We start from the raw sequence: 22,547 nt of genomic DNA, 5'->3' as shown, positions 1-22,547 counted from the left end.
ACGGCAGCGACGAGCGATAAACGTAGTGATGGATGAAACAAGTTTCATCACGTTTTATCGCACGGGAGCAACTCTCACACACATATGAACTGGCGGGACGCGGAACGAGAGTACGAGGACGAGGTCATCGGCGAGACGAATCTCGCACGCATGTTCGAGGACGCGGCCGAGCGGTACACGAACCGTCCAGCCCAACAGTACAAGGGCGGTATCTACGATCGGTCGCTGACGGACGACGTCGTCCCCGCCGCGACGCCCGGCGAGTTCCGGACCCTCTCCTATGCCGAGATGCGCGACATCGTTCGCAACCTCTCGGCCGGTTTTCGCGAACTGGGGGTCGACGCGGGCGATCGGATCGGCATCTTCTCGAACACGCGCATGGAGTGGGCCCAGTCGGACTTCGCCCTGCTGTCGGCCGGCGCGGCCGTCACGACGGTCTATACGAGTTCCTCGCCCGACCAGGTCGCGTACCTGCTCGACGACCCCGACGCCGACGGCGTCGTCGTCGAGAACGCGGACCTGCTCGAGAACGTCCTCGCGGTCGAGGACGAACTCGATCTCGAGTTCATCGTCACCATCGACGAGGTCGACGGCTACGATGATCGCGACGACGTGTTGACGTTGGGTGACGTCTACGACCGCGGCGAGGACGCCTTCGACCTCGAGACCTACCAGGTGCGCATCGATGGGATCGATCTCGACGATCTGGCGAGCCTGATCTACACAAGCGGGACGACGGGCAAGCCAAAGGGCGTCCAGCTGACCCACTGGAACTTCCGATCGAACGTCAACGGCTCCCGGAAGCGGTTCGGTCCGCGGCCGGACAAGGACGACGACGTCCCCGTCCTCGACGAGGAGTCGGTAGCGATGTCGTATCTGCCCTTGGCCCACGTCTTCGAGCGGACTGCAGGCCACTTCGCCCTGTTTGCCGGCGGCACCTGTATCGCCTACGCGGAGAGCCCGGACACGCTCCAGGAGGACTTCAGCACCGTACAACCGACGACGGCCACGAGCGTTCCCCGCGTCTACGAGAAGATCTACGACGGCATCCGCGAGGAGGCCAGCGGCTCGAGCGTCTCCCGGCGGATCTTCGAGTGGGCGACCGACGTCGGCGTCGCGTACCAGCAGGCGGCGTCGCCGGGGCCGATCCTGAAGGCCAAGCAAGCCCTGGCCGACAAACTCGTCTTCTCGACGGTTCGGGAAGCGCTCGGCGGCAACATCGAGATCCTGATCAGCGGCGGCGGGAGCCTCTCGCCGGAGCTGTGTCGGCTCTATCACGCGATGGGGCTGCCGATCTTCGAGGGGTACGGGCTGACCGAGACCTCGCCCATCGTCGCGACGAACCCGCCCGAGGGCGCGAAGATCGGGACCATCGGGCCGACGCTGTCCAACGTCGAGGTAAAAGTCGACGAAGCCATCGCCGATCAGGACGCCTTCGCGGACGACGCCGGCGAGGTCGGCGAACTCCTCGTCAACGGCCCCAACGTCACGCAGGGCTACTGGAACAAGCCCGGTGCGACCGAGGGCGCGTTCACCGAGGACGACGACGGCACGCGCTGGTTCCGCACTGGCGACATCATTCACGTCCGCCCCGACGGCTACCTCGAGTTCCGCGATCGCGTCAAACAGATCATCGTCCTTTCGACGGGGAAAAACGTCGCCCCCGGCCCGCTCGAGGACGCCTTCGCGGCCAGCGAGGTCGTCGAGCAGGCGATGGTCGTCGGCGACGGCGAGAAGTTCATCGGTGCCCTGCTGGTCCCGAACACGAACCACGTCCGCGAGTGGGCCGACGCGGAGGGGATCGACCTACCCGACGACCCGCAGGCGATGTGTGACGACGACCGCGTCCGCGATCACATCCAGGAAGAGGTCGATCGCGTCAACGAGAACTTCGAGAAACACGAGACGATCAAGCAGTTCGAACTCGTGCCCCAGGAGTTCACCGAGGAAAACGACATGCTCACCCCGACGATGAAAAAGAAGCGACGGGTCATCCTCGAGCGGTTCGAGGATCGGGTCGACCGGATCTACGAGGACGCCTGATCGGTCCGGCTTGCCGACGGCCGACGCGTTCGATCCCGCGCGGCCGCGATCGACGCGGCAGCAGTTACCCTCGGCCAGTCGTACGGATTTCTCACAGGAGTTAACCGCATGGACTGATTCCTTCGAACCGAATGGTCGGACGAGTCGCACCGGGACGGCGAGCGGGTATGGCGTGTCGGGTCCGACAATGACGGGTGCAGAGGCAAGTGGCGACCTCCTGATACTGGTCGCCATGATCGTCGGACTCGGCGTCCTCTCACAGTTGTTGTCGGCACGGTTTCGGGTGCCGAGTGTTCTCTTTCTCATCACTGCGGGGGTCGCGATCGGTCCGGAGGGGCTCGGCGTATTGACCATCGACTCCTTCGGCGAGAGCGGGCTCTCGACGATCGTCGGGCTCTCGGTCGCCATCATCGTCTTCGAGGGCGCGTTCCACCTCAAGGCCGAGAAGATACGGGAAGCGCCGGCAGCCGTGATCCGATTGACGACGGTCGGTGCGGCGATCGCCTTTCTGGGAACCGCCGGCGCAGTCCGCTTTTTCCTCGGGGCGAACTGGGATATCGCACTGTTGATCGGCGCACTCCTGGTCGCGACGGGACCGACGGTCATCACGCCGATCCTGAAGGTCGTCCCCGTCCGCGACCGGGTCGCAGCGACCCTCGAGACGGAGGGGATCGTCAACGACGTGACGGCGGCGATCCTCGCGGTCGTGCTGTTCAAGTCGATGACCGTCAGGGAGATCCACGCGGACGTCTACCTGCAACTGTTCGCCGAGCGGCTCGGAACGGGCCTGCTCGTCGGCGTCGTCGTCGCCGCGGTCGTCTGGGCGGTGTTGCAGTACGTCGACATTTCGCCCGACGATGCGCCGCGGAACGCACGATTGCTGACGTTAGCGGGGGCGATCGTCGCCTTCGGGACGGCCGATTACGTTTTCGCCGAGGCGGGCGTCGCGGCCGCGGCGACGGCCGGCCTGATCCTGGGCAACGCCAACCTCCCCTACGAGGAGGAGATCGAGGCGTTCAAGGGCGATATCACCCTGCTCGTTCTCTCCTTCGTCTTTATCACCCTCGCGGCATTGCTCGAGTTCGACCAGCTGTTCGCGCTCGGGCTCGGCGGCGTGGCGGTCGTGGTGGCCGTCATGCTCGTCTTGCGGCCGTTTCTGGTCTTTCTCTCGACGCGGGGCGGCCGGTTTACGTTCAGAGAGCGGCTCTTTATGAGCGCCGTCGGGCCGCGGGGGATCATCCCGGCTTCGGTCGCGACGCTGTTTGCGATCCGACTCCAGACCGACGCAGCGCCGACGAACCCGGCCGGTGCGGACCTGCTCGTCGGGACGGTCTTTCTCGTCATCCTCGTGACGGTCGTCCTCGAGGGCGGCCTGGCCCGGCAGATCGCGGAGACACTCGACGTGATACCCATGCGTGTACTCATCATCGGCGGCGGCCGCGTCGGTCGCTCGCTGGCAGAACGACTCGAAGCGCGCGGCGAAAACGTGGTCCTGATCGAGGCGGACAAGACGGTCCTCGAGGAGCTTCGCAACGACGGGTTCACCGCCCGCGAAGGCGACGGCACCGACACCGAGGTGTTACGTGAGGCGGGCGTGGAGAACGCCAAGACCGTCGTCGCGGCGTCCGGCGACGACGACGTGAACCTCCTCGTGGCCCAGCTCGCGAAATCGAACTTCGACGTCGAGAACGTGATCGCTCGGGCGAACAACCCGTCGAACGCGTCGGCGTTCGAGGACCTCGGCGTCCAGACGATCTCGGCGGCCGAGTCGACCGCGTGGGCGATCGACAACCGGATCGAGCGGCCCGCGCTCTCGGACTGGATGTCCGAACTCGGTCGCTCCGGCGACGTACAGGAGATCGAGATCACCGACGAGGATCTCGTCGGGCAGCGGATCGTCGACGTCGGGGGCGAACTCCCGAACGGCGTTCTCATCGCGCTCGTGAGCCGGAACGGGGCCAGCGAAGTGCCGACCCCCGACGTCGAACTGCAGGCGGGGGATCACATCACACTCATCGGCCGCACGGAGGCCGTTCAGGAGGCGATCAACCAGTGTGGCAAACCGGTCTAACACGCGGCTTCTCGCGGACGGACTGACTGATCAGGTCGCGACGAGGCCGACGGCGACGACCGCGAGGACCAGCCCGGCGACGTTCGTCGCGCTGAGCTGTGCCCCGAAGTAGAAGACGCCGACGACGGCCGGGATCACGAAGTAGAGCGCCGCGATCGCGGAGACGATCGCCATGTTGCCCCGGGCGAGGCCGGCGTAGAAGCAGATGGAGGCGGCCGCGAGGAACGCGCCGGAGACGAGGGCGGCGGCGACGTCGACGCGGGTGCCGGAGACGGGACGGCGAAGCGAGAGGACGTAGCCGCCGGCGATGACGAGACTTGCGACGTAGGAGAGGAACACGGCGTTGACCGGCGAGAGCGAGCGGGTCGCGACGCCGCCGGCCACCGCCCAGCCGCCATAGAGGAGCAACGCACCCAGTGCGAACAGGATCGACGTACTGACCATGCGGCCGGCTTCGCCGTGATTCGGAAAAACGTTGCGTTCGCGCTGACTGTCTTACGCGTCGTCGCGATCGTCCCCGCGACGGTCGGGGGCGTCTATCGGCCGATGCTCGGCTTCGCCGGGGAGGATGTCGCCCAACGAGCCGCCAAGCGCCATCGCGGTGAAGACGACTGACACCTGACAGCAGTTCACCCACGGCTCGTCCCACGCGACCCGCCCCCACAACGTCATGAGCCCGGCCGCGGTCGAGAACGCGATGAGCAGTACCCAGACCGGGCGACGCGGGACGGCGCCGAAGTAGGGGTCGTGGATCTGAACCTCCCTGAAATCGGCGACGTAGAGGATGCCGACGACGAGCCCCACGGTAAACAGGAGGTTCGCCACCAGCAGTGCCGGATGGGTCGCGAGGAACGCGCCGATACTGAAGACGCCGTCCTCGACCAGCATCGGGAGCCCGATAACGACGCTGCCGACGAACGCCTCGGCCTTGTCCTTCCGAGTAAACTTGGTGATGGCCTTGCCGACCGCCGCGTTGTGCGAGAGTCGGCCGAGCAGGCGCATCGTCCGCCGTACCTCCGTCCGCTCATCGGCCGTGTCGACCGTCTCCTCGAGCGTCTCGAGTTGCTCGTAAACGTCATCGATGGTCGTGCCCTCGAGCGACTCGTCCGGCTGGGACATACCGGGACCAGACGTCCCGAGTGGATAAATCCAGTCCGACTCGGGATCCGCCGGCCCGATCGCAGCCGCCGCCCGAACGGCTCAGCGTCGAATCCCGCCCGAAAAACCGATACCGTTTTGCGGCCGTGTCCACCACTGTGGTACTATGAAACACTCACGGGGACCGCTGTGTTCGATCGACGTCGGGGACCGAACCGTCGAGACCGAGGACATCGACGACGTCCTCGAGTCCTATGTTGGCGGTCGGGCGCTCGGGACGAAACTCGCCCACGAGCGGATCCCGTTCGATGTCGATCCGCTCGGAGCCGACAACCGCCTGTTCTTCGCGACGGGGCCGCTTCAGCACTCGACGATGAGCTTCACCGGGCGGACGTCGGCGACGACCGTCTCGCCGCTGACCGACGGGCTGCTCTCCTCGAACGCCGGCGGGTTCGTCTCGCGGAACTTTACGGGGACCGGCTACAGCGCCGTCGAGATTACCGGCGCGAGCGACGGCCTCGTCGTCGTCCACGTCACCGACGACGGCGTCGAGTTCGAGGCCGTCCCCGACCTCGAGGGGGCGACCGTGCCCGAGACCTGCGAGTACCTCGAGGACGAACACGACCTCGGGCCGGAACACACCGCCGTTATCGGGCCGGCCGGCGAGAACGAGGTCCGCTTTGCCTCGGTCATGACCTCGGAGGAACGGGCCTTCGGCCGCGGCGGGCTCGGCGCGGTGCTGGGGTCGAAAAACGTCAAGGCGATCACCTTCGACGGCGACTCGACCCGCGAAGTCGAGATCCCGGCCGTCCAGATGGAGATCCACGGCGAGGCCGCCCAGGCCGACCACCCGATGAAGGCACAGGGGACCACTTCGGTTGCCGAGTACGCCAACATGGTCGAGGCCCTCTCGAGTTACTACTTCGAGGACCTCTCCTTCGAGGGGATCGACGGGATCAGCGGTGACCGCGTCGAGGAGAAGAAGTACAAGAAAGGCACCTGCTCGTCGTGTGCCTTCGCCTGCAAACTGCCGACCCGCGACGAGGAATCGGGACTCGAGACGGAAGGCCCCGAGTTCGAGACGCTGATGGCCTTCGGTTCGAACTCGGGCGTCGACGACATCGTCGACGTGATGCAATCGAACAAGCTGTGTGACGTCTACGGGCTCGACACCATTTCGACGGGCGACACCATCGCGGCCTACCTCAAGAGCGAAGACGAGTTCGGCAACGTCGACCTCATCCACAACCTCGTCGAGCAGATCGCCCACCGCGAGGGCGTCGGTGATACGCTCGCGGAGGGCGTCGACCGGATCCACGAGGACCTCGGCGTCGAGAACTGGTCGGTCAAGGGCATGGAGTTCGCCGCCCACGACGGCCGCACCCTGAACGGACAGGGGCTGGCCTTCGCTACCTCGAACCGCGGCGCCGACCACATGTACGCCGAGTTCTACCCCTACGAGTACCCGCTGGTCGGCGAGGAAGACGCGTTCCAGAAGGAGGGTCTCGAGGGCAAGCCGCCCAAACTCGTCGAACTCGAGAACCTAAACGCCGTCAAGGACAGCGCGATCTTCTGTAAGTTCTCCCGTGACTTCCTGACCGAGGAACGCATCGAGACGCTGCTCGATGCCGACTACGACGACCTGCTCGCCCTCGGTGGCGAGGTCGTCGCCATGGAACGGCACTTCAACAACCAGCGCGGCTTCGACCGCGGCGACGACCGGCTGCCCTACGAACTGCCCGACTTCGAGCAGGGGCTCGAGGAGTATTACGCCGAGCGCGGCTGGAACGACGACGGCACCGTCCCCGACACCAAAGTCGGCGGGGGCAGCGCGGCACCGGCCGACGACTGATCACGACTCTATTTGCCCCGATCGGCGCGAGCGGTCCGAGCCCGCTTACTCGATCGGAATTCGCGTTACCGTCCGTGCGGGCGTTCTGATCGGGACCGACTCGGTCCGCTCGGCGGCGTTGCGCTCGCCCTCGAGCGCCGCGAGCCGTCGCTCGAGCCCGTTGTGGTGGCCCGCGCCGACGACTGCGACGACGTCGTGACCGTCACGACGGAGCGCGTGCAGTCGCTGCGCCATCGCCCGGTCCCGGCGGTCGATCAGTACCGCCGCCACCTCGGGGAACAGCCGCCGTAGGTGGTCGATCGCCGGCTGGACGTCGTCGCCGTGTGAGATCTCCGCGACGGGCCGCTCGAGCAGCGCCAGCTGGTCGGCGTACGCGTCCGGTCCCATCGACTGCGCACGGAGCATACTTCGAGGGATCGTCAACGGCCCGACGCGACGGGCGAGTTCCCGCAGGGTCTCCGCCACCGGATCATCGATCAGCGCGACGTCGAGGTCGCACTCGGCGGCCGTCTCGATGGCGGCCTCCATGTCGGTGTAGTCGGGATCGAGTCCGGCGAGGCGAACGACCGTCCGCTGGAACGCACGCACCGCACTGTAGGCAGCCGCGGCCGGCGGCGACAGTTCGCGGCTCAGTTCGGTGAGCGCCGGCCCGCTATCGGCCTCGAGACGCTCAAAGCGCGACTCGTCGAGTTCGACGGCCACGAGGTCCGGTTCGACCGCGCGGATCCGCTCGCGGACCCGTCGGCAGTGGGTCGGCGAGAAGTGGACGCTGGGGACGACGGTGACTGTGCCGTGGTCGGACATCCCCTGTGCGTTCACCGGCCAGCGGCTTGAAGCCACGACCCCGCCCGCTACTCGTCGTCGGTTTCCTCGAGTTCCGGCTCGAGGCGGTCGTCACCGCGTGACGGCAGCGACGTGTCGTCGGCCCGCGAGGGGTGGATGTTGACGTTGTGTCCCCGATAGGGGTCGCTCTCGGGGTCATAGGAGAGTTCGCTGCGCTCGAAGATGTAGATGAAAAACCCGATCAGCGGGATACAGAAGGTGATCGCCGCCCACTTCCACTGGGGCTCGAGGCCCACCCGACCGGCGTCCCAGTAGGCGACCGCGGTGAGCCCGAGATGCCAGGCCAGCGGGATGCCGACGATGATCGTGAGGAGGCCGATGCGCATACGCAGCCTACGGACTCGAGACTACTAAACGACCCGCCACCTGATGGGGGCTCGAGGATGGGCGGCGGAGAGCTGACGGACATGCTGTTAGCTCGCGTACTCCCCCCATCGCCCGAACGCGCACTCGAGGCCGAACATGACGAGCGCCATCGTGACCGCTTGAACGAGGAGGAGGTCCCGACTCAACAGGAAGCCGGTTGCGAGGACGCCGATCCCTGTCACTAGCCCCAACACGGCCGCGTACCGTCTGCGAGAGAGCCCCCGCAACCACGCATCAGTGCGCTCGTAGAGACGTTTCACACTGCCCATCTGTAACTACAATAACTCGAGCGTGAATATCCTATCGGAGCAACAGTACTTTTTATCTCGGATGATGCTCCCGCGTCGCCCTCGCAAAATCTGGACCAAAAAGTCCAGTCCCAGCGGTTTAGTTGACGTCGAATTCGATCGCCGCACCCTGACGCGACCACCTTTTGTCTCGGACGACGCTCCCGCGTCGCCCTCGCAAAACCTGGACCAAAAAGTCCAGTTCCGCTGCTTAGTTCACGTCGAATTCGATCGCCGCACCCTGACGCGACCACCTTTTGTCTCGGACGACGCTCCCGCGTCGCCCTCGCAAAACCTGGACCAAAAGGCCCGGTTTCCGCTGCTTAGTTCACGTCGAATTCGATCGCCGCACCCTGACCGAAGCCGACACACAGCGTCGCCAGCCCGAGGCCGCCGCCGCGCTTCTGGAGTTCGTGGATCAGCGTCACGGGCAGACGCGCGCCCGAGGCACCCAGCGGGTGACCCAGCGCGATCGCCCCGCCGTTGACGTTGAAGATGTCGGGGTCGATGCCGAGTTCGTCACGGGAGTAGAGCGACTGGCTCGCGAAGGCCTCGTTGAGTTCCACGAGATCGTACTCGTCGATGTCGCGGCCGTTGCGCTCGAGCAGGCCCTTCGTGGCCGGGACCGGGCCGATCCCCATGACGGTCGGGTCGACGCCGGCGACGTTGTTCCGGCCGACCTCGGCCATGATCTCGAGGTCGTGTTCCTCGGCGAAGTCCTTGCTGGTGACCAGCAGGGCGGCCGCGCCGTCGGAGATCTGGGAGGCGTTACCGGGCGTGACGGAGCCGTCCTCCTTGAAGACGGTGGGGAGTTCGGCGAGTTTCTCGGGAGTCGTACCCGGTCGGATGCCCTCGTCTTCCTCGACGGTGCCGTCCTCGGTTTCGATCGGGACGATCTCGTCGTCGAAGCGGCCTTCTTCGGTCGCCTCGGTGGCTCGCTGCTGGCTACGGGCGGCGTACTCGTCCTGTTCCTCGCGACTGACGCCGTACTCCTCGGCGACTTTCTCGGCGGTCATCCCCATCTGGAGATCTCCGAGGTCGTACAGTTCGGAGATCTTCGGGTGGATGTGGCCGTAGCTCTCGCCCATCGCGACGCGGCTCATGCTCTCGACGCCGCCGGCGATGATGGCGTCTCGGTTGCCGGCCGCGATGGCGTCGGAGGCGGAGATGACCGACTGCATCGAGGAGGCACACCAGCGGTTGATCGTCGTCGCCGGCACCGACTCGCCGAGTTCGGAGAGTAGGGCGATGACGCGGGCGAGGTTGTTGTCCTGTTCCTCGCGCTGCTGGGCACAGCCCCACATCAGATCGTCGATTTCCTCACCGGAGAGGCCAGTTTCGGCCAGAATCTCGTCGATCAGTGGCACCGAGAGGTCCTCGCTGCGAACGTCGGCGTACACGCCGTCTTCTTTCCCCTGTGGCGTCCGCACTGCCTTGACTACGACTGGCGTCTGTGACATATACTACCGCATGCCCCTCACGGACTTAAATCCGGTCGAACTCCGGCTGGCGGGAAAAGTGTTTACGGGCCGAGTAACCGGTCCCCGACCGTCCGTCGTCGCCGACCCACGGCCCGCCGGGGTCGACGACGGGGGTCGATCGCGCCGCCCTCGAGCCGGTCGGCTCGAGAACAACCCTTATCTCGGATAGCTGGTAATACGCGGGCATGGACGAGGACGGACTGGACGCGTCTCGGTTCGAGGGCGACGACGCCGAATCGGACCGCGATCCCAAACCCGAACCCGCTGGGACGGCAGACGAGGACGGCGACGGCGGCTCGATGCCGGGGGTGCCGGATCCCGACCCGCAGGACGACGATGTCCCCGAGGACGTACAGAAGTACGCCCGGTTCACGAAGATGGACGGCGCGCAGTACGACCGGGTCAACGAGTTCCTCCGGGACCGCACGTACATCACCGCTCGCGAGTGGGCCATCGCGCGGCTCTGTTCGGACTTCCGGACCGAGACCGGCGTCGAGATGACCAAGATCGGCGAGAACCTCCCCGAACTCGTCCCCTTCATGACCGACACCTACTCCCCGCAGGCGGTCAATCAGGCCCGCGCCTCCTTCGAGGAGAAGGTCCGGACCGCCGGCGCGACCTTCCTCTACGGCGCGATGTGTGACTTCTTCACCGCCGAGGAACTCGACGACGTGATGTACGAGGCCACCGAGGTCGCCAAGTTCCTCCTCGAGGTCGAGGGCGTCGACCTCTCGGTCGAGGAGGAACTCGAAGCCGAGGAACGCATCTCGACGGTCATGCGGGAGGTCCGCGAGGCCAGCGAAGAGTTGCGTACGGAGGACCTCGCCGAGAGCGAGGAGTAGGCGAGTGACAGAAAACGGTAATATGGCTGTAGTGAGTCGACACGGACATGAACGACTCTCGTGACGAACGGTCGGGCTCGGCCGACGACGGCGACCGCTCGCCCGGACTGATCGGTGCCGGCATTGGCGTCCTCGAGCTGCCGGTGTTTGGCTATCTCGGGCTCGTCCTGTTCGGCCAACCGATCTTCGGCGCGTTCGTCGGGCTCGTAGTGGGGCTCGGAACGTACCTCTCTTTTCCCGCCCTCGTGGCGGACGACGACTCCAGTGACATCGAGACGACGCCGGAACCCGTCGGCGACCGGCTCCGTCGGTTCCACCGCACGGCGGCCGGGCTCGCGCTCCCGCCTGCGGGGATCCTGCTGTTCGCATGGCGGTTCGTCAACGAGAACGTCCTGCTTGGGGTCCTCGCGACGGCCGTGATCGGCCTGGCGATTTACGCCCCGCTTGCAGTGTTGCTGCCGCGACGACTCTCCTGACGCGGCCGATCGTTGCGCTTGCGCGTCCGCTACTTATGCCCGCTCGAGGGCTATGTCGCTCGCATGACGGACCTTCCACTGGCACCCGACGGCGGCTGGGACTCGCTCTATCTCGCTGGCGACTGGACCGACAGCGGCGATCGCGACGCGATCACCGTCGAGAACCCCTACACGCGTGAGTCGATCGCGTCCGTCCCGGCGGGGACCGACGCCGATGTCGACCGGGCCTACGAGACTGCCGCGTCGGCACAGGAGACGTGGGCCAAGCAACCGCCACAGGCCCGTGCAGGTGTGATCAGCGCGGCTATCCAGTTCGTCGGGGATCACCGCGAGGAGATCGTCGAGCTACTGGCCCGCGAATCGGGGAGTACGCGGGTCAAATCGGAGGCCGAAGTGGAGACTGCGAGAGGGATGATGCAACAGGCCGCCAGTTACCCGTTCCGGATGGACGGCCAGCACGCGGACTCGATCACGCCGGGCAAGGAAAACGTCGCCGAGCGAGTGCCGGTCGGCGTCGTCGGCGTCATCTCGCCGTGGAACTTCCCGCTGCATCTCTCGATGCGGGCGGTCGCGCCGGCGATCGCTGCCGGGAATTCGGTCGTCCTCAAACCCGCCTCGAACACGCCGATCACGGGCGGGTTGCTGCTCGCGCGGATCTTCGAGGCCGCGGGCGTCCCCGAGGGCGTCCTCAGCGTCGTCCCCGGCCGCGGCTCCGAGATCGGCGACGCGGTCGCCGGCCACGACATCCCCCGGACTATCGCCTTCACCGGCTCGACCGAGATCGGACAGGGGGTCGCCGCCACGGCGGCGCGCAACTGCGCCCTACCCGCCATGGAACTCGGTGGGAACAACGTCCACGTCGTCACCGACGACGCCGACCTCGAGCGGGCCGTCGACGGCGGCGTCTTCGGTTCCTTTCTGCACCAGGGCCAGATCTGCATCTCCATCAACCGCCACCTGGTCCACGAGGATGTCTACGACGAGTACGTCGACGCACTGGCCGACCGGGCCGCGTCGCTGCCGACCGGCGATCCGACCGACGACGACACCGTCATCGGTCCCATCATCGACGAGAGTCAGCGCGATCAGATCCTCGAGTACGTCGAGGAATCGGTCGACGCGGGTGCCACCCTCGAGACCGGCGGCGACCACGACGGACTCGTCGTCGAACCCACAGTCCTCTCCGACGCCGACAACGACATGGCCGCGGCCTGCAACGAACACTTCGGCCCCGTCGCGCCCGTGATCCCCTACGCGAGCGACGACGAGGCGATCGAACTGGCCAACGACACGATCCACGGTCTCTCGGGGTCGGTCCACAGCGAGGACCTCGAGCAGGCCCGGGAAATCGCGGACGGGATCGAGACGGGGATGATCCACATCAACGACCAACCGGTCAACGACGAACCGCACGTCCCCTTCGGCGGAATGAAGCAATCGGGAATGGGCCGGTACAACGGCGAGCAGATCCTCGAGGAAGTGACGACGACGAAGTGGATCTCGATCCAGCACGAGCCTCGCGAGTACCCGTTCTGAGTGCCACTTGGTCCACGGATCCACGGCGGTTCCGACCGTCTCGGTCCGTCGCTGCGTCCGATTCGTTCGGGGTCCGTCCTCGTCGCTTCGTCGCGCTTCTCCCGGTTGGAAACGTGGTTCTTATGACAGTGTAAATTAACCAACTAGTAGGCATGGAACGCCGAACCTACCTGGTCACCGCTGGCATCGGCACCTCGTCCCTCCTTGCGGGCTGTCTGAGCGACGGTCCGAGCGATGACGAATCCGACGGCGACGACGAACCGGACCCCGACGGCGGCGAGTCCGAACCCGAAAGCGAACCGGACTACGAGCAGGTCATCGAAACCTACCTCGAGGCTGCTCAGGCCGAAGACCCCGACGCGATGGCCGCGGTCGTCCACAGCGCGAGCCCGTTACAGGGGATCCTCACCGATCCGGAGTGGGAGTTCGAATCGAGCGGCGCCGCCGATCTCGACGCGCTCGAGACCGAAGTCGTGACGGCAGACGGCTCCGTCGCGGATGTCCGCGGGCTGGAGGGTGCCGCGTTCTGGTTCGCACAGTCCGACCTCGAGGCCGAGATCGACGACGCGGAGATCGTGCTGGTCCGCGCCGAACTGGACGATGCGGCCGCCGGCGACAGTGCCGGCGTCTACGCGCTCGTGACCGAGGACGAGGAGTGGAAGATCTTCTGGGTCGAGAGTGGGGACGACTCCCCGGAAAACCCCGAGGACGCGTTCGAGCCGGAGATCATCGATACCGACGAGGACGTCGTCGAGCGGATCGAGTGGGGCGTCGACGCGGTGGACGCCCCCGAGGGCTCCGACGTCGAAACCGGATACTACGCCCGCGTCCACCTCACCGACTCGCCCGGCCGCGAGGCCGACCTGCTCCGCATCGAATCGACGATCGCCGGCTCTACGTTCGAGTTCTACGGCGAGAGTAAAGACGAGCCATCGACCTCGTGGGCGGGCACCTGGACGAACGTTCGGCTCAACACCGACGGCGATCAGATCGTCGTGACCGCCGTCCGCGGGGACACCGAGACGGTCGTCCACCGGGAACACTACGAGCCGTCGGACTGATCCCGTCGATCGGGATCGCGGATTTCGGCTCGAGGGCTGTCGTTGTGCTGTCGCGGATTGCTCGCAGCGACATGCGAGGGTTGGGATTTGAACCACGCGAAGACGGTCGCCCTCGCTTCGCTCGGGCGCTGTGACTTCTCTGATTCGAATCCCACGTCTCGCAGACACGACTCTCACTGTCGTTCGAGTCGGTATGCGAGGGTTGGGATTTGAACCCAAGGACTCCTACGAGAGCGGGTCTTAAGCCCACCGCCGTTGGCCTGCTTGGCTACCCTCGCACAGAAGGCGTTCGATGGTTGTTCCGGGGTGGGGATGTGCGTTTCGGTGTGCGTTCGCGCCGTCGGCCTACCAGTCGACGCTTAACGTGCCGTCGCCGTGGGGGTCGGGCGCGATCTCCTCGTCGGTTCGGCGGTCGACGACGTGGATGCAGCCGTCGTCTTTCTTGGCCGGACAGACCTCCGCAGCGCGGACGTTGTGATCGAGGTCGTCCTCGGCGATGAAGTACTCCTCGGGCTGGGCCATCCCGGAGGCGATGGACATCTCCCAGTTGTCGCTGACCTCGGCACACTTGCCCGCGCCGAAGCACTTGTTGGCCTCGAAGATGATCTTGTAGGGTTTCTCGTCGATCGGGGGCGCGTCGCCGGAACCGACGTCGCTGGCCTGCTGGATACCGTCGTCGTCGCTCATGTGTCCCCGTTCGAGCGAGCGGCCTTTCGCGTTACGGTTGGCGCGAGTGACGGTATCGATTCCACCCGCCGTGAACCAGCGACGCCACTGCTGGGTTCGATTCGAGACCGGTTCGTCCGCTCGTCGTCGTGGCTGCTCTGTGGCGGGTGATTCGTCTCTCGGTATCGGGTGGCCGATCGTCTCTCCCAGAAGTACCAATACGATCATGTTCTTGTACAAGGAGCAATATTGTTTCTAAGGAGCAATACAGTATTGGGGGCAGGATCGATGTTGCTACAGAACCTACTGAGTACGTTCACACTTTGGCCTGGTCGTGAACCGCATGGATACTGTGTCGAACCTCGTTTTGTTTTGGGAGTATTGCCCAGACGATGTGTTCGTACAGTGAATCAGGAACTGTGAAACCTATATACTCGACAAGGCTTATCGAGTGTCGGTACGTCTGCCGCTTCAAATGGTCTTTTATCCTACATTTCTTTGCCAGCTGTTGTTTGGTGATAATGCAATAGTGTGTGCGGATATCGGCATAGTTATCGGATAGCCATATTATCGTATGAGAGACTCTGTTTCCGTGACGTAGCCCCGCTGCATCGACCGGGACGGAGCAGCTGACCCGGCGTTGAAACCCACGACCCCAATTACAAACATATGTGTGTCATGGGTGTCAGAACAGCGTGGACTCGAGCGACCCGATTTCGTCTCGAAGCAGTTGTGCCAACTCCTCGGCCGTCGACTCGTCGGTCGCCATGCGATAGGTCGGGCCGCCGACCGAGAACGCCCCGAGGACTTCGCCGTCGGGGTCGGTTACGGCCGCCCCGATGGACCGATAGCCGTCGATCAGCTCCTCGTCGTTGACCGCGTACCCGCGACGGCGGATCGCCTCGAGTTCGTCGAACAGTTCGGCCTCGTCGGTGATCGTCTGGTCGGTCGTCGCCGGCAGCCCCCAGCGCTCGAGAATCTCGCCGACACGCGATTCGGACATCGACGCCAGCAGGGCCTTTCCGGAGGCGCAGTTATGCATGTAGAACCGGTTGCCCGCCCGGAACGGGCTGGATTCGGACAGACTCCGTCGGGACGACTCGCCAATCGCGTACTCGAGGGAGTACGCGCGGCCGTTCTCCTCGACGATGAAGTCGGCTTCGTGGCCGGTCGTTTCGGCGAGGGAGTAGACGTGCCGGCGCGCCGTCGCGTACAGCGGGTTTCGTCCGCGTGCGTGTTCGCCGAACGCGAGGAACTGGAGACCGACGTGGAAGGTGTCGCCGTCCCGGACGAGGAACCCCTCGTCGACCAGTGTGTGGAGGTGGTTGTGGACGGTGCTTTTCGCCAGCTCGAGGCGGTCAGCCAGTTCGCTCAGCGTGGCACCGTCGCTCTCGCGGACCGCGCGAACGAGTGCGAGCGACGTTTGCGTCGTCTTGACTGGCCGAGGGCGATCGTCGGTCATCGTTCGAAGTCGTCGTGTCGTCCGTGCATAAGGGTTCGGAATGTGTGAACCGTATTCTGGAAGTATCGTCGAATGTACGGTTTATTTCTTGATGATTTACGATGCCAGATCGGTATTTGGGTAGTACCCTATCCGCCTATATATGCGTCACAGTACCACAGGCGATCGGTGGTGTGGCATGCCGGGCTCCGACTCCCGTCGGTGGCCGTCCGTTCGGAATGCGTGAATGGAAGACGGCGGACTCGATCGGCGCGGTCGATTCCGGCCGTTATCTCCCACGTCGGCTCGGATTCGGTGTTCTGGCGTTCGCACCTTCGGAACGCGCTGCCGTCGGCGACCGCGGGCGGATCCGCACGACTGGTTCGGGCGGTGGTCCGGTCGACCGGCGCTAATCGGCGCCGCAGTGGTTCGTCCACCCGCAGTGCTGACACCACTCCTCCGGTGTGTCGGTCAGTCGCCCACAGAGCGGACAGTTCGTCTCAGTCATCGTCGGTCGTGATGTCGGCGGACAGGCCCTGTGCCATCTCGATGTCTTTGGAGTTGTTCAGCGTCCAGGCGGTGCGCTCGGTGACGGCTTCGATCACTTCGCGACCGCTCGGATAGCCGTTCCCGGACTTGTTGACGCCGCCAAAGGGCAGGTGAACCTCCGCGCCGATACACGGCAGGTTCCCGTACGCGAGTCCGACCTCGGCGTTGTCGCGGTAGTAGTTGATCTCGCGGTAGTCCTCGGAGATGATCGCTCCCGCGAGCCCGTACTCGGTGTCGTTGTGGATCTCGACGCCGTCCTCGATGTCGCCCGAGTACGTCATGAGCGCGACGTGGGGGCCGAAGACCTCCTCTTGTGTACATCGGAGGTCGGCGTCCGGGTCGGCCTCGTAGACGAACGGGCCGATCCAGTGGCCGTCCTCGTGGCCGTCGGGCACTTCCGCGTCGGCCAGTTCGTCGCGGTCGACGAGGACGTTCACGTCTTCGCTTCGCGCGAGTTCGTTGTACTCGAGGACCTTCTCCTTGTGTTCGCCCTCGACGAGCGGCCCCATGAACGTGTCTTCGGCCAGCGGGTCGCCGACCGCGATGTTCTCGGCGATCTCGACGAAGCGCTCCTTGAACTCGTCGTAGACGTCCTCGTGGACGATCAGCCGTTCGGCGGAGACACAGCGCTGACCGGTGGTCTTGAACGAACTCATGACCGCCGAGTGGACGGCCGTATCGAGGTCGGCCTCGTCGCTGATGACGACGGCGTTCTTGCCGCCCATCTCACAGGCCGCGAGTTTGCCGGGCTGTTCGGCGACGGTTCGAGCGACCTCCTGACCGACCTCGGCCGAACCGGTAAAGAGGACGGTGTCGACGCGTGGGTCGTCGACGATCGAGGCCCCAGCGTCGCCGAAGCCCTGGACCATGTTGAACACGCCGTCGGGGATACCGCTCTCCTCGAACATCTCGGCGATGATCTGGCCACACCACGGGGTCTGCTCGGCGGGCTTCCAGACAACGGTGTTGCCCTCGACCAGCGAGACGGCCATGTGCCAGAACGGGATCGCGACGGGGAAGTTCCAGGGCGTGATACAGCCGACGACGCCCCGGGGCTTGCGGCGCATGTACGCGTCCTTGCTCCCGATCTCGGAGGGGACTACGTCACCGTGTGGGTGGCGGGCGTTGCCCGCGGCCCACTCGACCATGTGTGCGGCTTCGACGACGTCGGCTTTCCCTTCGGAGATCTCCTTGCCACACTCCTTGGTGACGATCTCGCCGAGTTCGTCCGTCCGCTCGCGCAGTTCGTGGTAGATGTCCCAGAGGAACTCCGCGCGGTCGATGTGCGACAGGTCGCGCCACTCCTCCTGTGCCGCCTCCGCGGCCTCGAGGGCTCGATCGACGTCGGATTGCGTTCCGCGGTGGAAGGTGCGCAACGTCTCGCCAGTCGCCGGGTTCTCGCTTGCGAAGGTTTCCTCGCCCTCGCCGTCCGTCCATTCGCCGTCGATGTAGTGTCGGTCGGGTTGCTCTGTCGTCTGCTGGCTCATACAGTACGGATGACGGATCACGGCGGAATAACCACGGCCTCCCATGGTCGGGCGCGCCGCCCCCAGCGACGATCGACGATGGAGACCGCGACGCGACCCGTGCTTTCGGCTCGCGACGCGGTACGGGTCCAACGCGAGTCCACGACCGGTCCATGATATCGGTATTCAGTATGTTTATAGTCCTCACGGCGTACTGTCCGAGTAGAATCGACACATGAGCAGTACGAGTTCGACGACGACCACGACAGGGGCAACCGACGGGACGCGACTCACGCTCGATATCTGGCATCCGGACTGCTGGGGCCTGCAGGCGACCGAGGCGGTCGACGCCGGCTTGCTCGTCCACACCGTCCACCGAACCGTCGAGGAGACGGTCAAGGGTCACTTCACCGTCTACGCCGACACGACGGCACAACTCGACGAGTTCGTCGCGTTCGCGGCCGAGTCTCCGCTAACGCACTCGACGGTTGAACTCGGCCAGCGCCCCACGACGGCACCGAACCCGGGGAACGCGACGCGCGAACTGTTCGTCGAGTACGAGCCCGAACACAGTATCAGCGACACGCTCGTCTCGCATGGCTTCATCCACGACGCGTCGGTACGCGTCGAGGGCGGCGTCGAACACTGGCCGGTCTTCGTCGCCGGCGGTCGCGACGAGATCCGGCGTCGACTCGAGGCTATCCGGGCCGAGACGGACGCGGAGATTTCGATCAGTCGGGTCGCCACGCCCGACGGCGGTCCGTCGGAGACTGCCGACCGGACGGATCTCCTCACGCCGCGCCAGCGTGAGGCGTTCGAACTCGCCTGCGAGCGGAACTACTACGCGTGGCCCCGCGAGATCAGCACGCGCGAACTCGCGGACGAACTCGGCGTCTCGAAGACGACGCTGCTCGAGCATCTCCGGAAGGCCGAAGCGAAACTGCTCAACCCCGACGACGTCTGATCACCGTGTATTATTTCGCTCTTTGACGGACGAATCTTTTGGTCGGGTATCCATTTAGGTACCTGTCGTCCCAGCAGTCCGGTATGATACCACCGATCGCGAGCCGGTTCGTCGCCGGGACGACTGCGTCAGGCGCTCTGGACCACGTTTCGGAGTGTAACGAAGCGGGGATGGGCGGCATCCTGAACCTCCTCGGCGAACACTACGACGATCCCGAACCCGCCGCGGAGGACGCCGACGCGTACTGTCACCTCGTCTCCGAACTGGCCAGTCGTGGCCTGAACGGCAGCGTCTCGGTCAAACCGTCCCAGATCGGTATCGACGTCGGACCGGACGTCTTCAGGGACAACTTCGAACGAATCGTCGAGACGGCGGCGGCCGAGGACGTGTTCGTCTGGTGTGACATGGAAGACCACACGACGACCGACACGACGCTCGACGCCGTCGAAGCGACGGCCCGGGACCATCCCCATGGCGTCGGCGTCGCGATTCAGGCGAACCTCACGCGGACGCGCGATGACCTCCGTCGCCTCGCTGACGTTCCCGCCGCCGTCCGGCTGGTGAAAGGCGCCTACGACGAACCGTCGTCGGTCGCCCTCGACTCGAAATCGGCCGTCGACGACGCCTACGAGGATCACCTCGAGTTCCTGTTTCGCGAATTCGACCAAGGTGTCGCGGTCGGGAGCCACGACCCGGCAATGCTTCAGGTCGCGGTCGACCTCCACAAGGAGTACGGGACACCGTTCGAAATCCAGATGCTGATGGGGGTCCGCGAGGACGCCCAGCGCGAACTCGCCGCGAAGGGGTACGAGGTCAATCAGTACGTCCCCTACGGCGACAAGTGGATGCAGTACTTCTACCGACGGATCCGCGAGCGCAAGGAGAACGCACTGTTTGCGCTCCGCGCCGTTGTCGGCGTCTGACCGGACTGTGGGGTTCGCGACGGCGTCGTCTACCAGCCCGCTCGAGCGTCGACTCCTTTATTTTTCCACGCTGGCACGTGTGGTATAAAGGGTGCAAATTCGGTATATTTATGTGTGGGTAGTAAGCACACGCCACTATGCCAGAGAGTGGATCAGTCGAATTGATCTGGTTATTCGGACCGTTCGCCCTGTACCTGGCGATGCTCGTCGTCTACTACGTCTGGGAAGGGAAGCGAGAGAAACGACTCCGCGAGCGCTACGAGGAGGCAAAACATGGCCAGTGAGGGGTTAGCCGGCTCGGCCGGGAGCTGGGTCCTCGGAACGTTCGCCGTCTACCTGCTCGTCCTCCTCGGTATCGGACTGTACTCCTCGCGTCTCATGGATTCCGTCGACGACTACGTCATCGGCGGTCGGAGCGTCGGCCCGGTCGTCACCGGCTTCTCCGAACGCGCCTCCGAGATGAGCGGCTGGCTCACGCTCGGTGTCCCGAGTGACGCGTTCGGGACCGGCGTGATGGCCTTCTACAACGGTCTCGGGATGATCCCCGCCGACCTGTTCGCGTGGGCCGGCATCGCGAAACGCCTCCGGAAGTACACCGAGATCGTGAAGGCGGTCACGTTGCCGACCTTCTTCGAGACACGACTGCAGGACGACACCGGCTACGTCAAGGGCGTCTCAGCGTTCGTGCTGATGATCTTCGAAGGCGGATACGTGGGCGCACAGATCGTCGCCGCCGGGACGCTGCTCGAGGTCCTCACCGGCGTCTCGTCGCTGGTCGGGATCCTCGTCGGCGGCGTCATCGTCGTCGGCTACACCATGCTCGGCGGCTACTTCGCGGTCGCGTGGTCGGACTACGTGCAGGGTGCGATCATTCTGGTCGCGTTCATCATCCTGCCGATCATCGCCTTTACCAACTACGGGCTCCCGTTCGGCGACCTCGCGTCCGCCGGGAGTTCGTACACGAGCGTCACGGCTGGCATGACCGGTTGGGCTGCGATCTTCGGGATCATCAGCTACGCCGCCATCGGGCTCGGCATTCCCGGGAACCCGCACGTGATGGTCCGATTCATGGGGATCGACGAGGTCGAGAACATCCGTCTCGCGGCGCTGGTCGCCCAACTGTTCATGTTCGTCGCCTACATCGGCGCCGGCTTCGTCGGGCTCTATGCGCTTGTCGTCTTCGGGCAGGGCGGCATCGAGGACCCGAACAACGTCATGCCGCTGCTCACTCTCGAGTTCTTCCCCGGTGCGATCGCGGGGATCATCCTGGCGGCCGCCCTCGCCGCGATGATGTCCAGTGCCGACTCGCAGCTGCTGGTCGCGACGAGTGCCATCGTCGAGGACGTCTATCACGGCTACGTCAACCCGGACGCGAGCCAGGAGCGGCTCGTTCGCTACTCCCAGTACGTCACGCTCGGGCTCGGCGCAGCCAGCGTCGCGTTTGCGCTCCTCGCACAGAACACGCCGATCTACACGCTCGTCCTCGACTACGCGTGGGGCGGCCTCGGCGCGGCCATCGGCCCGACGCTCATCGCGGCCGTGTGGTGGAAACGGGTCACCGCGACGGGCTCCGTCGCGAGCATGATCGTCGGGACCACGACGATGATCATCTGGACGCAGCTGTCGACTATCCTCGAGCTGCTCGGCCTCATGGGGGCCATCGAGGGGTCGTCGTTCCTCACGGGGCTGGTCGGCGTCTACGGGCTCTTCCCCGCGTTCATCCTCTCGACGGCGACACTCATCGTCGTCTCGCTGCTGACGACGCCGCCCGAGGGCGTCGACGATCACTTCGATTCCTTCAACAAACCGCTCTCGGCCCTCTCGAGCGCCGACGATCCGACCGGAACTCCCGACTACGTGACCGACGGCGGTCGCGACGTCGAACCAAAGGCCGTCACGGAAACCGACACCATTCGCGCACACGTGACCGCCAGCGAATACTGGGACGAGGGTGACGAGTAAATGAGCGACGCGCGTCGACGCTCGGTCGAGCCCGCGACGCTCACGGGCGAGTCGCGTGACCGAGCCGCCCTTACCGTCATCGAACCGACGGTGGCGCGCGCGGACGTCGACTCGAGCGGTCGCGTCGGTGCCGTCGCGTACCCGTATCGGATCTACGACGCCGTCGCGACGATCGAACGACCACTGCTTTCGGACCGCGATATCGAGTACGTCGTCAGCGTCGACCGCGCTCGCCGGCTCGCCGTCAGGGCCGACGTGTTTCCCGACACCGTCACGGAAACCGTCGACGACGTCCTGCTCCTCCCGTCGGAACTCTCCGACGCGCAGGTCCGGGACAAGGCCGAAGACGCGGTGTTCACGTGGACGCTCCGGAAAGTCGCCGTCGGCTCCGCGCCGGACCTGACTTTCGAACGGTCGGTCGACGCCCACAAACTGTTCTGGATCGCGTCCCGCCCCGACGGGGACGTCATCGTCGATAGCGTCCGCGGCACGGAGATGCCACTGACGGAGTGAGCCGGGAGGGGGATCGACTCGGCCGCCGCACCCGCGCGGCGCTCGTCTCGAGTCTGCCCGTCTCCATCGACCCTGAGAAGTCGAAATCCGCGTGCCGGTTCGTTCCT

21 protein-coding genes and 1 tRNA gene are annotated in these 22,547 nt (G+C 65.3%); 12 read left to right on the top strand and 10 right to left on the bottom strand.

Annotated elements, in window-relative coordinates; translation table 11 throughout:
- Positions 1-84 precede the first annotated feature (84 nt).
- Both NATPE_RS17050 and NATPE_RS17045 read left to right on the top strand, forming a co-directional pair.
- Positions 85-2,043, top strand: coding sequence for an AMP-dependent synthetase/ligase (locus NATPE_RS17050; RefSeq protein WP_006182837.1), 1,959 nt, complete (start codon positions 85-87; stop codon positions 2,041-2,043).
- Between the two features lie 187 nt (positions 2,044-2,230).
- Positions 2,231-4,114 (top strand): cation:proton antiporter domain-containing protein, encoded by a 1,884-nt coding sequence (locus NATPE_RS17045; protein WP_006182836.1) that lies wholly within the window; start codon positions 2,231-2,233, stop codon positions 4,112-4,114.
- Between the two features lie 30 nt (positions 4,115-4,144).
- Here NATPE_RS17045 and NATPE_RS17040 read toward each other — a convergent pair whose 3' ends face one another.
- Positions 4,145-4,558, bottom strand: a complete 414-nt coding sequence (locus NATPE_RS17040) for an EamA family transporter (protein WP_006182835.1) — start codon at positions 4,556-4,558, stop codon at positions 4,145-4,147.
- A gap of 51 nt (positions 4,559-4,609) precedes the next feature.
- Positions 4,610-5,233: a DUF2391 family protein gene (locus tag NATPE_RS17035; RefSeq protein WP_006182834.1), complete on the bottom strand. Its 624-nt coding sequence runs from the start codon at positions 5,231-5,233 to the stop codon at positions 4,610-4,612.
- A gap of 145 nt (positions 5,234-5,378) precedes the next feature.
- On the opposite strand from NATPE_RS17035, the gene NATPE_RS17030 reads away from it, so the two are divergent.
- Positions 5,379-7,064, top strand: a complete 1,686-nt coding sequence (locus tag NATPE_RS17030; RefSeq protein ID WP_006182833.1) for an aldehyde ferredoxin oxidoreductase family protein — start codon at positions 5,379-5,381, stop codon at positions 7,062-7,064.
- 45 nt (positions 7,065-7,109) lie between these two features.
- On the opposite strand, the gene NATPE_RS17025 is transcribed toward NATPE_RS17030, so the two are convergent.
- From NATPE_RS17025 to NATPE_RS17010, 4 genes are all read right to left on the bottom strand, one after another.
- Positions 7,110-7,868, bottom strand: a complete 759-nt coding sequence (locus NATPE_RS17025; RefSeq protein ID WP_006182832.1) for a TraB domain-containing protein — start codon at positions 7,866-7,868, stop codon at positions 7,110-7,112.
- Positions 7,869-7,915: 47 nt separating this feature from the next.
- On the bottom strand, positions 7,916-8,233 hold the full coding sequence (locus NATPE_RS17020) for a hypothetical protein (RefSeq protein WP_006182831.1): 318 nt from the start codon (positions 8,231-8,233) through the stop codon (positions 7,916-7,918).
- 87 nt (positions 8,234-8,320) lie between these two features.
- Entirely contained in the window at positions 8,321-8,542 is a 222-nt protein-coding gene (locus tag NATPE_RS17015) for a hypothetical protein (RefSeq protein ID WP_006182830.1), read from the bottom strand.
- Between the two features lie 341 nt (positions 8,543-8,883).
- On the bottom strand, positions 8,884-10,020 hold the full coding sequence (locus NATPE_RS17010) for a thiolase family protein (protein WP_015299239.1): 1,137 nt from the start codon (positions 10,018-10,020) through the stop codon (positions 8,884-8,886).
- Between the two features lie 206 nt (positions 10,021-10,226).
- On the opposite strand from NATPE_RS17010, the gene NATPE_RS17000 reads away from it, so the two are divergent.
- The 4 genes from NATPE_RS17000 (at position 10,227) to NATPE_RS16985 (ending at position 13,956) form a co-directional block, all read left to right on the top strand.
- Complete coding sequence (locus NATPE_RS17000) at positions 10,227-10,883, top strand: DUF5806 family protein (protein WP_006182827.1); 657 nt, start codon at positions 10,227-10,229, stop codon at positions 10,881-10,883.
- 47 nt (positions 10,884-10,930) lie between these two features.
- Positions 10,931-11,359, top strand: a complete 429-nt coding sequence (locus NATPE_RS16995) for a hypothetical protein (RefSeq protein WP_006182826.1) — start codon at positions 10,931-10,933, stop codon at positions 11,357-11,359.
- A 63-nt stretch (positions 11,360-11,422) separates the two neighbouring features.
- Positions 11,423-12,895 (top strand): aldehyde dehydrogenase family protein, encoded by a 1,473-nt coding sequence (locus NATPE_RS16990; protein WP_006182825.1) that lies wholly within the window; start codon positions 11,423-11,425, stop codon positions 12,893-12,895.
- A 152-nt stretch (positions 12,896-13,047) separates the two neighbouring features.
- Positions 13,048-13,956 carry a hypothetical protein gene (locus NATPE_RS16985; protein WP_006182824.1) on the top strand — a complete coding sequence of 303 codons (909 nt, stop codon included), beginning with the start codon at positions 13,048-13,050 and terminating at the stop codon, positions 13,954-13,956.
- A 194-nt stretch (positions 13,957-14,150) separates the two neighbouring features.
- Here NATPE_RS16985 and NATPE_RS16980 read toward each other — a convergent pair.
- The 4 genes from NATPE_RS16980 to NATPE_RS16965 all read right to left on the bottom strand — a co-directional run bounded on the left by NATPE_RS16980 (position 14,151) and on the right by NATPE_RS16965 (position 18,099).
- Positions 14,151-14,234 (bottom strand) — tRNA-Leu (locus tag NATPE_RS16980).
- A gap of 67 nt (positions 14,235-14,301) precedes the next feature.
- On the bottom strand, positions 14,302-14,643 hold the full coding sequence (locus NATPE_RS16975) for a ferredoxin (protein WP_006182823.1): 342 nt from the start codon (positions 14,641-14,643) through the stop codon (positions 14,302-14,304).
- Between the two features lie 664 nt (positions 14,644-15,307).
- Positions 15,308-16,084, bottom strand: a complete 777-nt coding sequence (locus tag NATPE_RS16970; RefSeq protein ID WP_006182822.1) for an IclR family transcriptional regulator — start codon at positions 16,082-16,084, stop codon at positions 15,308-15,310.
- 479 nt (positions 16,085-16,563) lie between these two features.
- Positions 16,564-18,099: an aldehyde dehydrogenase family protein gene (locus tag NATPE_RS16965; protein WP_006182821.1), complete on the bottom strand. Its 1,536-nt coding sequence runs from the start codon at positions 18,097-18,099 to the stop codon at positions 16,564-16,566.
- A 214-nt stretch (positions 18,100-18,313) separates the two neighbouring features.
- On the opposite strand from NATPE_RS16965, the gene NATPE_RS16960 reads away from it, so the two are divergent.
- The 5 genes from NATPE_RS16960 to NATPE_RS16945 all read left to right on the top strand — a co-directional run bounded on the left by NATPE_RS16960 (position 18,314) and on the right by NATPE_RS16945 (position 22,440).
- Positions 18,314-19,042, top strand: coding sequence for a helix-turn-helix domain-containing protein (locus tag NATPE_RS16960; protein WP_006182820.1), 729 nt, complete (start codon positions 18,314-18,316; stop codon positions 19,040-19,042).
- Positions 19,043-19,125: 83 nt separating this feature from the next.
- Positions 19,126-19,965 (top strand): proline dehydrogenase family protein, encoded by an 840-nt coding sequence (locus NATPE_RS16955; protein WP_006182819.1) that lies wholly within the window; start codon positions 19,126-19,128, stop codon positions 19,963-19,965.
- 137 nt (positions 19,966-20,102) lie between these two features.
- Entirely contained in the window at positions 20,103-20,249 is a 147-nt protein-coding gene (locus tag NATPE_RS22810; RefSeq protein WP_006182818.1) for a hypothetical protein, read from the top strand.
- On the top strand, positions 20,239-21,927 hold the full coding sequence (locus tag NATPE_RS16950; protein ID WP_006182817.1) for a sodium/proline symporter: 1,689 nt from the start codon (positions 20,239-20,241) through the stop codon (positions 21,925-21,927). The genes NATPE_RS22810 and NATPE_RS16950 overlap by 11 nt, the downstream gene beginning before the upstream one ends.
- Positions 21,928-22,440: a hypothetical protein gene (locus tag NATPE_RS16945; RefSeq protein ID WP_006182816.1), complete on the top strand. Its 513-nt coding sequence runs from the start codon at positions 21,928-21,930 to the stop codon at positions 22,438-22,440.
- Positions 22,441-22,547: the final 107 nt, after the last annotated feature.

Origin of the sequence: Natrinema pellirubrum DSM 15624 (assembly GCF_000230735.2) — an archaeon.
In the GTDB taxonomy this organism is placed as follows: Archaea; Halobacteriota; Halobacteria; order Halobacteriales; family Natrialbaceae; genus Natrinema; species Natrinema pellirubrum.
The sequence above is the reverse complement of the archived record's forward strand: the minus strand, read 5'-3'. Positions and strand labels throughout refer to the sequence as shown.

Coding starts and splice junctions, on each gene's coding strand:
- NATPE_RS16945 (WP_006182816.1), top strand. CDS start 21,928: ATGAGCGACGCGCGTCGACGCTCGGTCGAGCCCGCGACGCTCACGGGC.
- NATPE_RS16990 (WP_006182825.1), top strand. CDS start 11,423: ATGACGGACCTTCCACTGGCACCCGACGGCGGCTGGGACTCGCTCTAT.
- NATPE_RS16950 (WP_006182817.1), top strand. CDS start 20,239: ATGGCCAGTGAGGGGTTAGCCGGCTCGGCCGGGAGCTGGGTCCTCGGA.
- NATPE_RS17015 (WP_006182830.1), bottom strand. CDS start 8,542: ATGGGCAGTGTGAAACGTCTCTACGAGCGCACTGATGCGTGGTTGCGG.
- NATPE_RS16975 (WP_006182823.1), bottom strand. CDS start 14,643: ATGAGCGACGACGACGGTATCCAGCAGGCCAGCGACGTCGGTTCCGGC.
- NATPE_RS16985 (WP_006182824.1), top strand. CDS start 13,048: ATGGAACGCCGAACCTACCTGGTCACCGCTGGCATCGGCACCTCGTCC.
- NATPE_RS16955 (WP_006182819.1), top strand. CDS start 19,126: ATGATACCACCGATCGCGAGCCGGTTCGTCGCCGGGACGACTGCGTCA.
- NATPE_RS17025 (WP_006182832.1), bottom strand. CDS start 7,868: ATGTCCGACCACGGCACAGTCACCGTCGTCCCCAGCGTCCACTTCTCG.
- NATPE_RS22810 (WP_006182818.1), top strand. CDS start 20,103: ATGCCAGAGAGTGGATCAGTCGAATTGATCTGGTTATTCGGACCGTTC.
- NATPE_RS16960 (WP_006182820.1), top strand. CDS start 18,314: ATGAGCAGTACGAGTTCGACGACGACCACGACAGGGGCAACCGACGGG.
- NATPE_RS16965 (WP_006182821.1), bottom strand. CDS start 18,099: ATGAGCCAGCAGACGACAGAGCAACCCGACCGACACTACATCGACGGC.
- NATPE_RS17010 (WP_015299239.1), bottom strand. CDS start 10,020: ATGTCACAGACGCCAGTCGTAGTCAAGGCAGTGCGGACGCCACAGGGG.
- NATPE_RS17035 (WP_006182834.1), bottom strand. CDS start 5,233: ATGTCCCAGCCGGACGAGTCGCTCGAGGGCACGACCATCGATGACGTT.
- NATPE_RS16970 (WP_006182822.1), bottom strand. CDS start 16,084: ATGACCGACGATCGCCCTCGGCCAGTCAAGACGACGCAAACGTCGCTC.
- NATPE_RS17045 (WP_006182836.1), top strand. CDS start 2,231: ATGACGGGTGCAGAGGCAAGTGGCGACCTCCTGATACTGGTCGCCATG.
- NATPE_RS17040 (WP_006182835.1), bottom strand. CDS start 4,558: ATGGTCAGTACGTCGATCCTGTTCGCACTGGGTGCGTTGCTCCTCTAT.
- NATPE_RS17020 (WP_006182831.1), bottom strand. CDS start 8,233: ATGCGCATCGGCCTCCTCACGATCATCGTCGGCATCCCGCTGGCCTGG.
- NATPE_RS16995 (WP_006182826.1), top strand. CDS start 10,931: ATGAACGACTCTCGTGACGAACGGTCGGGCTCGGCCGACGACGGCGAC.
- NATPE_RS17030 (WP_006182833.1), top strand. CDS start 5,379: ATGAAACACTCACGGGGACCGCTGTGTTCGATCGACGTCGGGGACCGA.
- NATPE_RS17050 (WP_006182837.1), top strand. CDS start 85: ATGAACTGGCGGGACGCGGAACGAGAGTACGAGGACGAGGTCATCGGC.
- NATPE_RS17000 (WP_006182827.1), top strand. CDS start 10,227: ATGGACGAGGACGGACTGGACGCGTCTCGGTTCGAGGGCGACGACGCC.